Origin of the sequence: Faecalibacillus sp. TM498 (genome assembly GCF_020589955.1) — a bacterium.
Classification (GTDB): domain Bacteria; phylum Bacillota_I; class Bacilli_A; order Erysipelotrichales; family Coprobacillaceae; genus Faecalibacillus; species Faecalibacillus intestinalis.
Genome location: NZ_JAJDKB010000029.1, coordinates 1 through 13071, shown reverse-complemented (window position 1 = coordinate 13071; position 13071 = coordinate 1). Strand labels below are relative to the sequence as shown.

10 protein-coding genes and 1 pseudogene are annotated in these 13071 nt (G+C 28.9%); 10 read left to right on the top strand and 1 reads right to left on the bottom strand.

Annotated elements, in window-relative coordinates; all coding sequences use genetic code 11:
• Nucleotides 1–22 precede the first annotated feature (22 nt).
• Complete coding sequence (locus LJD32_RS09600) at nt 23–1186, bottom strand: FprA family A-type flavoprotein (RefSeq protein ID WP_119363973.1); 1164 nt, start codon at nt 1184–1186, stop codon at nt 23–25.
• Nucleotides 1187–1395: 209 nt separating this feature from the next.
• Between LJD32_RS09600 and LJD32_RS09595 the strand changes: the two are divergent.
• The 10 genes and pseudogenes from LJD32_RS09595 to deoC all read left to right on the top strand — a co-directional run bounded on the left by LJD32_RS09595 (nt 1396) and on the right by deoC (nt 12943).
• A pseudogene (locus LJD32_RS09595) lies at nt 1396–2042 on the top strand (LytR/AlgR family response regulator transcription factor).
• Between the two features lie 516 nt (nt 2043–2558).
• Complete coding sequence (locus LJD32_RS09585; RefSeq protein ID WP_227392262.1) at nt 2559–3104, top strand: 4-vinyl reductase; 546 nt, start codon at nt 2559–2561, stop codon at nt 3102–3104.
• The gene (locus LJD32_RS09580) at nt 3091–4377 is read left to right on the top strand and encodes a diguanylate cyclase domain-containing protein (protein ID WP_032089787.1); all 1287 of its coding nucleotides are present in this window, start codon (nt 3091–3093) and stop codon (nt 4375–4377) included. Before LJD32_RS09585 ends, LJD32_RS09580 begins: the two co-directional genes overlap by 14 nt.
• Nucleotides 4378–4728: 351 nt before the next feature.
• Nucleotides 4729–5088, top strand: coding sequence for a DUF4143 domain-containing protein (locus tag LJD32_RS09575; protein ID WP_227392261.1), 360 nt, complete (start codon nt 4729–4731; stop codon nt 5086–5088).
• A gap of 241 nt (nt 5089–5329) precedes the next feature.
• Nucleotides 5330–7897 carry an ATP-dependent chaperone ClpB gene (clpB, locus tag LJD32_RS09570; protein WP_227392260.1) on the top strand — a complete coding sequence of 856 codons (2568 nt, stop codon included), beginning with the start codon at nt 5330–5332 and terminating at the stop codon, nt 7895–7897.
• A gap of 182 nt (nt 7898–8079) precedes the next feature.
• Complete coding sequence (locus LJD32_RS09565) at nt 8080–8820, top strand: RsmE family RNA methyltransferase (RefSeq protein WP_117481085.1); 741 nt, start codon at nt 8080–8082, stop codon at nt 8818–8820.
• Entirely contained in the window at nt 8817–9569 is a 753-nt protein-coding gene (locus LJD32_RS09560; protein ID WP_227392259.1) for a hypothetical protein, read from the top strand. The genes LJD32_RS09565 and LJD32_RS09560 overlap by 4 nt, the downstream gene beginning before the upstream one ends.
• An 8-nt stretch (nt 9570–9577) precedes the next feature.
• Nucleotides 9578–10858: a tRNA (N(6)-L-threonylcarbamoyladenosine(37)-C(2))-methylthiotransferase MtaB gene (gene mtaB / locus LJD32_RS09555; RefSeq protein WP_022002491.1), complete on the top strand. Its 1281-nt coding sequence runs from the start codon at nt 9578–9580 to the stop codon at nt 10856–10858.
• The gene (locus LJD32_RS09550) at nt 10858–12324 is read left to right on the top strand and encodes a UDP-N-acetylmuramoyl-L-alanyl-D-glutamate--2,6-diaminopimelate ligase (protein WP_032089793.1); all 1467 of its coding nucleotides are present in this window, start codon (nt 10858–10860) and stop codon (nt 12322–12324) included. The genes mtaB and LJD32_RS09550 overlap by 1 nt, the downstream gene beginning before the upstream one ends.
• Nucleotides 12302–12943, top strand: coding sequence for a deoxyribose-phosphate aldolase (deoC, locus tag LJD32_RS09545; RefSeq protein WP_022002489.1), 642 nt, complete (start codon nt 12302–12304; stop codon nt 12941–12943). The genes LJD32_RS09550 and deoC overlap by 23 nt, the downstream gene beginning before the upstream one ends.
• Nucleotides 12944–13071: the final 128 nt, after the last annotated feature.

Sequence of the window (13071 nt, the reverse complement as noted above, 5' to 3'; positions counted from 1 at the left end):
AAATCAGCAATAGCTGATTTTTTTAATGACATATTTCTTCAACAAGTTGATTAATTGCCTCTTGATTTTCATCTTTATAAGTAGATTTAATTGTGACCGTATTTTCACAAATAGTAATATTTTTCATTGGAGTAAGCATATCTTTCATCACTTTATTTGCAAGAGGAGCCCAAGAACCATTTTCAATAAGTCCAACAGTTTTATTTTGATATCCTTTATGTTGTAATCTATGTAAGAAATCTTCCATTGGACTAAAGACACCACCATCATAAGTAGCTCCAGCTAAAATCATTTTAGAATATCTAAAAGCATCTTCAACTGCTTCAGCCATGTCATCTCTTGTAAGATCAGTGAAGGCAACTTTAACACCTTTTTCTTTTAATAAATCAACTACTTTTAAAGCCACTTCTTTGGTATTTCCATGGATAGAAGCACTGGCCACTAAAACACCTTCATCTTCACTTTGATAACTACTCCAAATTTGGTATTTATCAATATAATATCCTAAATTATCTTTTAAAATAGGACCATGTAAAGGACAAATCATTTTAATATCTAAAGTGCTGGCTTTTTTTAATAAAGTTTGTACAGGAGCCCCATATTTACCAACAATATTAAAATAATAACGTCTTGCTTCACAAGCCCAATCTTCATCATGTGATAAAGCCCCAAATTTACCAAAGCCGTCTGCTGAGAATAATATTTTTTCAGTTGTTTCATATTCAACCATTACTTCAGGCCAATGCACCATCGGTGCCATGATAAATTTCAAATGATGATTTCCTAAATCTAATTCTTCTCCTTCTTTAACCACAATACATCTTTCATCTAATCCTTCAATATTAAAAAATTGAGGAAGCATCGCTTTTGCTTTGGCACTTAAAACAAGTTTTGCTTCTTTATACTTTTCTGTAAATAATTGAATATTTGCGGAATGATCAGGTTCTAAATGAGAAACAATCAAATAATCAGGAACATGTTCCTTTAATTCCTTATCTAAATTATCAAACCATTCTTTTGTCTTTCTTGCATCAACTGTATCCATAACTGCAATCTTTTCATCTAAAATAAGATAAGAGTTATAACTAACCCCATTAGGTACAATATATTGACTTTCAAAAAGATCGAGTGTTGTATCATCAACCCCAATATATTTAATCGAATCACTAATTATAATATTATTCATAAAAATCCTCCTTTTAGTCATTATAACACTAATTTCTTAATGAAATATTGTTTTCGTGATATGAAAATAATATTTTATAAAAATTTCTTACCAAAAATAAAGGAGAGATATATTATTATCGATGAAATCAGAGTATTAAGGAGTATGTTATGAGAAAAATAGCTATTTGTGATGATAGTAAATTGGATCGATAGCTTTTAAAAGTTGTTATACAAACATATTTTGAAAATAATGAAGAAGAATTTAAAATCTTTGAATATGAATTAGGAGATAATTTATTAGATGATATTGAAGTAGAACTCTTATTTTTAGATATCATTATGAATGGAACAAATGGAATGAAGATAGCTAGAAAATTAAGAGATATTCAATTTACACCAATCATCTTTCTTACAGCTCATGCAGACTATGCGGTAGAAAGTTATGAAGTATATGCAGCGGGATATTTGTTAAAACCTTATGATACAAATAAATTAACATTGCTTTTAGATGAAGTATTACAAAGAAGTGTTCAAAAAAGAATTGCTGTTAAAGTAAAAAAACAACATCGATATCTTGAAATTAATGATATTATGTATGCTGAAAGTGATAAACATGTATTAAATATTCATTTAAAAGATAGTAGAGTGATTCAAACAACAGAAAAGTTGAGTGAATTAAAAAAACGATTAATTCAAAAAGATTAATTCGTTGTCACCAAAGTTATCTTGTTAATATGGAATATATAAAAGATGCAAAAACAGATTTTATTCTTAGTAATGATATAAGAATACCAATTAGAGTAAGAGGACGAAAAGAAATTATTGAAAAATATCATAAGTATTATAGTTCAGAAAGAATGAATGATCATTTATAAGGTACAATTGTTAGTTAATAAAACAAATGTGCTTTTTTTATTACTTTTTGTGCAAAAATAGAAGATTTTTAAAAACAAATGATACAATGTTTTAAATTAGAAACATTTATTGAAAAGGGGAAAAAATGAAGAAAACACTTTATGTTTTTATTTGAAAAGAATGTATATGCTTTAGAAACAAGTAAAATCTTTTCAGATGAAATAAATAGGATCATTGTAATGGGTCTATTATAGTGTAATATCATTATTATGGTCATTAAAGAAACAAGACGTAGAAAATGACAAAACTCATTTTCTTTTTATTTCTTTTTTTATAGAGAGAATATTTCTTTTTTTGACATGCAATTCCTTGAAAAAAAAGATATTTTTATATCCTTATAATAACGCTTACAATTGAAATTGTATTTTAAAATTATGATGATATAATAAGCTACGAACTTAAACAAATTTCAAAGAGAAAAAAGAACTTCAGGAATAATGAAGATAAATATTTATATGAATGTTAGGAGGGAAAATATGAAAAATATCTTTGAAGTATCTCTTGAAAGCCATTATCAATTTGAATGGGATAAATTAGGAAATATCAAAAAAGGAAGAGAACATTTAGGTGAGGAAATGCCGGTTCTTGTCTATAGATTATTAGAATACAGTATGAATGATGTCTTGTTTAAAAATTTTGGTATTGAAAAAACAGATGAAATTTTTAGACAAGCTGGTTATCTTGCAGGATGTGAATTTGCGAAAAATGCATTGCCTCTTGATGCTGATGAAAGTACATTTGTAAGTACGCTTGCTCAAACTTTAGAAACTTTAAAAGTAGGTATTTTAAGAATGGAAGAAGCGGACTTTGAAAAAGGTGAATTTGTAATTACAGTTCATGAAGATCTTGATTGTAGTGGATTGCCACCAACAGGTGAAGTTGTATGTAAATATGATGAAGGTTTTTTTGCGGGAATTTTAGAAGCATATACCAAGAAGCCTTTTAAAGTAAGAGAAGTTGATTGCTGGTCTAGTGGAAGTAGAGTATGTCGTTTTAAAGGAACAGTAGATGATGATCGATAAGGATCAAGAACTTTTCTTAGATTACATTAAACAACTTTTATATAACACAGATGAAGCAACACTTTGTCGTGATGAACTTTCAGATGATGTAACACAGCTTGCAGATGGAATTGAATATTTAGGTGAAGTGATCAAAGATGAAAAGATTGTTTTATCTAAAATGGCCCAAGGAGAAGTAGATGAAGAATTTTCTATATCTCACAATTATTTAGCGGCTCCTGTTAAAAGCATTCAAAGTAATTTAAAGCATTTATCATGGGTTGCTCAAAGAGTTGCGGCAGGTGATTATAAACAACATGTTTCAAGCTTAGGAAGCTTTTCTGATTCATTTAATGAAATGATTGATCAATTAAGCCATTATCGAGAAAAGATGGAACATATCAGTAATACAGATGTCTTAACGGGAACTGCGAATCGACGTGCTTTTAATCAAATGATTAAAAAGCTTTGGGATAAAGATATTCCTTGTGCCATTGTATTTATTGATATTGATGGTTTGAAGTATGTAAATGATAATTATGGTCATTCTGGAGGAAATCGCTATATTAAAGAAGTATGTCAAATCTTGAAAATGAATTTAAAAGAAGATGAATTTATTTTTAGAATTGGTGGGGATGAACTACTTATTTTATCTAAAAAAGAAGATGCACATATATGTGAAGAACGTCTACTAGAAATACGCTTACAATTTAGAGAAGAAATGAAAAAGAAAGTACCGTATCCATGTGATTTTAGTTTTGGTTGTGTGGATATTGATAAAAAAGAAAACAAAACAATTAGTGAATATTTAAGTCTTGCTGATAAAAAAATGTATCATTTTAAAATGCAACATTATATTGATCAAAGACGACCTAAATACAGTAATCATATTGATAAAAGTGGTTTAGATAGTCGTATTTTTGATGCTTTTTCTCAAACATCAATCAACCGCTATGCTTATATATGTAATATGGAAACAAATGTTTCAAGATGGTCCGTACAAGCTGTCAAAGACTTTGATTTACCTTATGAATATATGTATGATGCAGGTAAAATATGGGAAGAACATATTCATCCAGATGATTGTAAAGAATATGAAGAAGATATTGAAGCAGTTTTCTCTGGAAAGAAAGAATGTCATGATTTAACATATCGTGCACGTTTAAAAAATGGTAAATATATAAAATGTCGTTGTGAAGGATATGTCTTAAGAGGAAGAACGGCTAAAGAACCCAATCTTTTTGCAGGAATACTTACACGAGTCGATGAAGCAGTGAATTATGAAGAAAGATAGTTTTAAGTGTGATCAAGGTGATCTCACTTTTTTATTTATCAAAAAAGAAAAGACTAAGAACACCTAAAATAAAACATCCAGAGCAATCACATTGATAATTTGTTCGATTCAATTTGATTTTGATTTAAAAGTAAACAAAATCATACCAATAACAGTTGTTTCAAAGAATAAACAAATTGGAAATGTCATGATTTGAGGTAAAAGGCATGCAAAGTGAATACTTTTTCTACCGGTATTAAACCAACAAAAAGGAGAAAGAACACATAACTGTTTATTTAAAAAATGAATGTTTCGTCTCTTTAAAGCAACAAGTATTTTCCAAAGTACTTTCCCACAACCAATATGCAAAGAATGATCTCTATAAAAAGAACAAATTATGAAAATGTGAAGCAATTAAAAGTATGGTTATACAAAAGAAAAGAATATTTGCAGATACTTGAAAAGTACTATATTGTAGATATTGGAATGCGCTATATGTTACTAGGAACACAAAAAATAGATGCTGGACATATTTTAGAAAATGTTGTGTATTTAGAATTATTAAGAAGAGGAAATAAAGTATTTGTAGGGAAAGTTGATCATTTTGAAGTGGATTTTGTTGCGCAAAATTCTAAAGGTATCGAATACTATCAAGTTGCATTAACTGTATGTGATGAAAAAACACTTCAAAGAGAGTTAAGACATCTTCAAGCTATTCAAGAATTACCCTAAAGTTATTCTTACAATGGATGATGATCCTGAAGTGCAATATGAAGGAATACGACGTATTAATGCACGAAATTGGTTATTAGGGCTAATTGAATAGTTTTATTAGTGTTAAATAATATAGAATAGGGGATCCTTTAAAGAGGATTTTTTTAATTTTTTAGCACTTATGTGTTGACAGTGCTAAAAATATGAATATAATAAAATTAGCACTAGGGATAAAGGAGTGCTAAAGGAGAGTGATAACATGGATATCGAAAAATTTACAGCCAAGATGCAAGAGGCAATTCAAAAAGCAAGTCAATTAGCATTAAGTTATAAGCATCAAGTAATTGACATTGAACATGTATTGTATGTTTTATTGAATGATAGTAGTGGTATTTTTCCAAGGGTGTTATCTAAGCTAAATAAAGATAAAAATCATTTCATTCAAGTATTAGAACAAAGGCTTCAACAAAAAACGACACTTGAAAATATTGATGTCAATAGCATGAGAATAAGCTATAGCTTAAATGATTTACTTGCGAAAGCAAATAGTCAAATGACATCGTTTAAAGATGAATATATGTCTGTAGAACATATCATTATGGCTTTATTTGAAATAAATGAAAATTGGGTCAAAGATTTATTGAACCAAGAAGGTATGAATAAAAAGGATACAAAAAAGGTAATTTTAGAAATGCGGGGTGATCATATGGTAGACAATCCAAATCCAGAAAATACTTATGAAGTATTAGAAAAATATGGACGTGACTTAACAAAAGATGTGGAAAATGGAAAATTAGATCCAGTTATTGGACGTGATGATGAAATTCGTCGTGTGATTCAAATCTTGTCACGTAAAACAAAAAATAATCCAATTTTAATTGGTGAACCAGGTGTTGGTAAAACAGCCATCGTTGAAGGATTGGCATGGCGTATTTATAAAAATGATGTACCAATTTCTTTACAAAATAAAACTTTATATGAACTTGATTTAGGTTCACTTGTAGCTGGTGCTAAATACCGTGGTGAATTTGAAGAAAGATTGAAAGCAGTTTTAGGTGAAATTAAAAAAGCAAATGGAAATATCATCTTATTTATTGATGAAATCCATCAATTAGTTGGTGCTGGTAAAACAGATGGTGCGATGGATGCTGCTAACTTATTAAAACCAATGTTGGCTCGTGGTGAACTTCATTGTATTGGAGCAACGACTTTAGATGAATATAGACAATATATTGAAAAAGATGCGGCTCTTGAAAGACGTTTCCAAAAGGTACAAGTTGATGAACCAACAATTGATGATAGTATTGCTATCTTACGTGGTTTAAAAGATTCTTTTGAAAGACATCATGGGGTTAAAATCAATGATAGTGCTATTATTGGGGCTGTTAATTTATCACAAAGATATATTACGGATCGTTTCTTACCAGATAAAGCCATCGATTTAATCGATGAAGCGTGCGCTTCAATTCGTATGGAAATTGATTCTTTACCAGAAGAATTAGATGGTATTACACGTGAAAAGAATCGATTAGAAATGGAAAGAATTTCGATTGAAAAAGAAGATAGTAATGAAGATAATGTAAAACGTTTAAATGATATTAAAGAACGTATTGCTTCTTTAACTGAACAAGAAACAGCATTAAAAGCAAAATGGAAAGAAGAAAAGTCTTCATTAGATCATATTAAAGAATTAAAGAATCAAAAAAATAAACTTGTAGCTTTACAAGATAAATATATGCAAGAAGGTAATTTACAAGAAGCTTCTAAACTTCAATATGGTGATATTCCAAAAATCACCAAAGAAATTGCTGATCTTGAAGCAAAAGAATCGGATGATGCTTTACTTCAAGAAAAAGTAACTGTTGATAATGTCTCAGAAGTTATTTCAAGATGGACAGGTATTCCAATGAATAAATTAATGGCTTCTGAAAGAGAAAAACTTTTAGCCTTAGATGATACATTAAAAGTACGTGTTATTGGTCAAGATGATGCAATCACTAAAGTAACAGATGCTATCTTACGTAGCCGTGCTGGTATCAATGATGAAGAAAAACCAATTGGTTCCTTCTTATTCTTAGGTCCAACTGGGGTTGGTAAAACAGAAGTGGCTAAAGCTTTAGCAGAACAATTATTTGATACTGAAAAGAATATTGTGCGTATTGATATGTCTGAATATATGGAAAAATTCAGTGTCTCTCGTTTAGTAGGAGCTCCACCAGGATATGTTGGTTATGAAGAAGGTGGACAATTAACAGAAGCAGTAAGACGTCATCCTTATAGTATTGTATTATTGGATGAAATTGAAAAAGCCCATCCTGATGTTTTCAATATCTTACTTCAAGTCTTAGATGATGGACGTATTACAGATAGTAAAGGTAATACAGTTAGCTTTAAAAATACAATTATTATCATGACAAGCAATATTGGTTCTCAATATTTATTAGAAGGAAATAATGAAGAAAATAGAAAACTTGTCAAAGAAGAATTAAAAGCGCACTTTAAACCAGAATTCTTAAATCGTATTGATGAAATTGTTATGTTTAATTCATTAGATAGTTCAGTAGTAAGAAAAATTATTGATAAATTTATTGGTCAATTAGTTCATCGTTTACAAGATAAAAAGATTACGATTTCTTTAACTGATCAAGCTTATCAAATGATTCAAGAAGAAGGATTTGATCCAATCTATGGAGCAAGACCATTAAAGAGATTTATTCAATCTCAAATTGAAACAAAACTTGCTAAAGAAATTATTAAAGGAACAGTTCATCAAGGACAACATGTAGAAGTTGATTATCAAGATGGATTTGTTTTAAAAGCTCAATAAGGAAGTAGTATAAAAGCTACTTCTTTTTTTATAAAACTATTTTGTATTTAGAAAGAAAATAATAGCTAATTAAGTACGAAAAATCGTACTTTTCTTTTTGAAATTGTAGGAATATAAATAAAAATGTAAAATTGTTTTTTCTTGGGGAAATATTATGCTAGAATATGTTGGGGTGAAAGACGATGCAAAAATATTTTATCAATGAAAATATCGAATTAAATAAATCTTTCAAAATAGAAAGTAGTGATCAACATCATATAGAAAAAGTAATGCGTAATAAAAATGGTGATCAAATTATTTGTGTAGACTTAAAACATATTCAATATTTATGTTTAATTGAAAATGTTCAAGAAGGTACAATTTTACCAATTGAAAAATTAGATATTAATAATGAATTAGATGTAGAAGTTACACTTGTTTATGCTTTACCTAAAGGAGATAAATTTGAATTTGTTTTACAAAAAGCTTGTGAGTTAGGAGTTCATCATATTATTCCATTAAGTTCTAAAAGATGTGTTGTTAAACTTACTAAAGACAAATTCAATAAAAAACTGCCCCGCTATCAAAAAATATTAAAAGAAGCAAGTGAACAATCAGGAAGAAATAGAATACCTTCAATAGAAGAAGTAAAAACAATTAAAGAATTAAAACCCTATTTAAAAGATTATAATTTAGTGGCTTATGAAGAAACTGCTAAACAACATGAACATGGTGAATTATTTCATACTTTACAACAATTAAAAGCAGGAGATCAATTATTGATTATTGTTGGTTGTGAAGGTGGCTTTGATGAAAGTGAAATTCAAGAATTAAACGAGATGGGCGTTAAATGTTGTTCATTAGGTAACCGTATTTTAAGAAGTGAAACAGCACCACTTTATTTAATGAGTGTCATTGGTTATTCAAGGGAGCTTACAAAATGATTAAATTATTAAAGAAATATGGGGTAGAGTTAAAATTAAAAAAATGTGATTTGTTTCGTCTTATTGAAGGACAAAAAGATACTTTTCTTGAAGATGGTTTTGCTTTTAAAATGACAAATGAAGAAGAAATGTTTAAATATGAAGTGATTTTAAATGGTATTTATAATAAGACAAAAATAGAAGGGGAATATAAGAGATTTGTTTATGAGACACAAGATGCTATTCAATATTTAAATTATGAAGAAAAACAAAAAATGTTTAATAGTATTATTAGTGAAACGTTAAAAAATTTAAAACTCATGAAAGCTGATCAACAAATTATTTTAATTCCTTATTTAGAACCTTTTGTAAATGAAAGATATTTAAATAATTATATGTTATTAACATTAAAACAACATCAATTGTATGTTAAAAATTATCAAAGAAATATAGAAATTCCTTATCAACTTTATGGTTTAAAAGTATTACGTTCTGCTTTTTCTTCTTTAAAAGGAATAGCTGAAGATGAAAATTATGAATATTATTATTATGATGGTTTAAAGAAAATCTATATTTTTGATAAGAAAGAATATGGTTTAGTAGATAGTTTTCCAATAATTGATAAATATTTCCAAGGAAATACATCTTTAGATGATATAAGAGAAGTTATGACTTATTATAAACAACCTCAACAATTTATAAATCAATTACATGAATTAAATTATTTAAGTGATAAAGTACATAAAAAAATTATGAAAAAATTAAAGTAGGTGAAAGAATGAAAGTTGCATTCCATACATTAGGATGTAAAGTTAATTCCTATGAATCTCAAGCAATGCTAAATATGTTTGAAGAAGCAGGATATGAAGAAGTTGATTTTAAAGAAGTGGCAGATGTTTATGTTGTTAATACATGTACTGTCACAAATACAGGAGATAGTAAATCTCGTCAAATGATACGCAAAGCAATTCGTAAAAATCCTCAAGCAACTGTTTGTGTTGTTGGATGTTATAGTCAAGTAGCACCTCAAGATATTGAAGCAATTGAAGGTGTAAGTATCATTTTAGGGACACAATTTAGAAATGAAATTGTTGATTTAGTAGAAAAGTATCAACAAACACATGAAAGAATTGTGAAAGTTTCTGAAGTTAAACAATTAAGAAAATTTGAAGATTTAAATATTGATCGTTTTTTACATACGAGAGCTTATTTAAAGATTCAAGATGGATGTAATAATTTCTGTACATATTGTATTATTCCTTATGCTAGAGGAAGAGTGCGATCTAGAAAACCAGAAAGTGTTATTAAACAAGCAAAGGAATTAGTAGCTAAAGGATATGTAGAAATTGTTTTAACAGGGATTCATACAGCAGGATATGGTGAAGATTTAGAAAATTATAGTTTTTATGATTTATTAGTAGATTTAACAAAAATAGAAGGATTAAAGAGACTTCGTATTTCTTCTATTGAAACAAGTCAAATTACTGATGATATTATTGATTTAATTTCAAAATCTAAAATTATTGTGGATCATTTACATGTACCGCTTCAAGCTGGGTGTGATGAAACACTTAAACGTATGAATAGAAAATATAATTGTGAACAATATTATGAAAAATTATCAAAAATTAGAAGATTGATTCCTGATATTGTTTTTACAACAGATGTCATTGTTGGTTTTCCTGGAGAAAGCGAAGAAGAGTTTGAAAAAACTTATGAATTTATTAAAAAAGTGGGATATACACAACTTCATGTTTTCCCTTATTCTATGCGTAAAGGAACGCCAGCAGCACGTATGGTACAAGTTGATGAAAAAATCAAACATGAAAGAGTTAATCGATTGATTGCATTATCTCATGAGTTAAATGAAAATTATGCAAAATCTCAAATTGGTAAAACTTTAAGAGTGCTTTTTGAAAAAGAAGATCATGGATATTATGTGGGACATGGAGATAATTATTTACTTATAAAAGTACAAAGTGATGAACAATTGATAGGTCAATTGAAGAATGTTATAATTGATTCATATGATGAAATGTTAATTGGAAGAGTGGTATAATGAAACGATTAAATGAGTTGTTTGATATTGATAATGATATGAAAATATACTCAATTCATAGTGATTCAAGATATGTAAAACCCTATTCTATATTCTTTTGTATTGAAGGATTGAGTGTAGATGGACATCGTTATGTGGATGATGCTATTTTTCAAGGAGCAAAAGTTATTGTTCATAGCAAGGATATAGAAAAACAACCAGGCATTATTTATATTAAGGTAGCAGATGCTTTAGATGAATTAAATAGAGTTTCTAATGTATTCTATGATTATCCAAGTAAGAAAATGCGTGTTGTTGGAGTGACTGGAACAAGTGGTAAAACAGTTGTTGCTTCAATGGTTAAAAGTGTGATGGATCATTATTGTAAAGCAGCTTACATGGGAACAATTTCTTTAGAGTATGATGGGGTAGAAGAACAGTGCCCTTATACGACGCCAGAAACTTTATATGTACAAAAGAAATTGTTTGATATGGCAAGACGTGGTGTTAAGGTTGTTGCCATGGAAGCAAGTAGTCATGGTTTGGCACTTAAAAGAATTGATGCAGTCGATTTTAATATTGCTGTTTTAACAAATATTTCTGATGAACATTTAGATTTTCATGGAACTAGAAGACAATATATTGAAAGTAAGAAAAAACTATTTTCAATGTTATCTACAAATTCGATTGCTGTTTTAAATAAAGATGAAGAAGTTTTTGCTGAATTTAAAGCAGCTACGAAAGCAAGAATTATGACTTATGGTATTAAAAATGAAAGTGAAATTATGGCTAAAAATATAGAACTTTATATTGATCATAGTGAATTTGATCTTTCATTAAAAGGAAATCTATATCATATTGTTTGTCCAACAATTGCTGATTTTAATATTTATAATGTTCTAGCAACGGTAGGAGTACTTGTTGGTTTAGGATTTGATGATCGCATGATCATTGAAGCCATTAGTGATTTAAAACCAGTTAATGGAAGAATGGAGCTTATTCCTAATAAACATAAAATTACGATTATTGTCGATTATTGTTGTCATACAAAAGATTTTGAAAATGTTTTTAAATTTGCAGATCGTGTTTCTAGAGGAAATATTATTGCTGTTTTAGGAGCACCGAGTAAAAGACATATGGCAAGAAGAAAGAAAATAGGAGCATTGGCCAATAGATATTTAGATCATGTGATTTTGACTGAATTAGATGATCGAGGAGAAAATATTGAGGAAATTTGTAAAGAAATTCAAAGTGAGATTACAGATATTCCAAGCATTATTATTCCTAATCGTGCAGTAGCTGTTGAACAAGCCATTGAACAAGCAAGTCCAGGAGATGTTGTTTTATTATTAGGAAAAGGTCATGAAAAATTTATTGCCTTAGAAGTTGGTCAAAGAGAGTATGAAGGAGATAAAGCGATAGCATTAAAAGCTATTAAAAGAGTATACGAAGGAGAAGAAGAAAATGAACTACAACAAAATGATTGATCATACTGTTTTAAAAGCAGATACACCTTTAGAAACAGTTAAAAGAATTTGTGATGAAGCAATGGAATATGGTTTTGCAAGTGTTTGTATTAATCCATGCCATGTTGCTTATTGTGCAGACTATCTAAAAGATAGTGATGTCAATGTATGTACAGTTATTGGTTTTCCATTAGGGGCTAATACAAGTGCAGTGAAAGCATTTGAAACAAAGGATGCGATTGCTAATGGGGCTGATGAAATTGATATGGTAATGAATATCGGAGCTTTAAAAGATAAAAATTATGATTTAGTAAGAGATGATGTTAAAGCGGTAGTTGAAGCTGCTAATGGAACATTAGTAAAAGTTATTTTAGAAACTTGTTTACTTACAGAAGATGAAATTAAAAAAGCATGTGAATTATGCGTAGAAGCAAAAGCTGATTATGTAAAAACAAGTACTGGTTTTTCAACAAGAGGGGCTACAATTGAAGATGTTAGAATCATGAAAGAAGCTGTTCATGGAAAAGCAAAAGTAAAAGCTGCAGGTGGTGTTAGAACACCTGAAGATATGGTGAAAATCGTTGCTGCTGGAGCTGATCGTATTGGAACAAGTGCAGGATGTTCTTTAGTTAAAAAATAAGATGGATGTAATTTTAATTTTTTAATGTTATTTACAAAATACAGGTATAAAATGAAAAATATGTAAATGGTATGGGTAACCAAATAATTTAGGGGGAAAGCCAAATTATTTAGGGGACAACTTTAGGG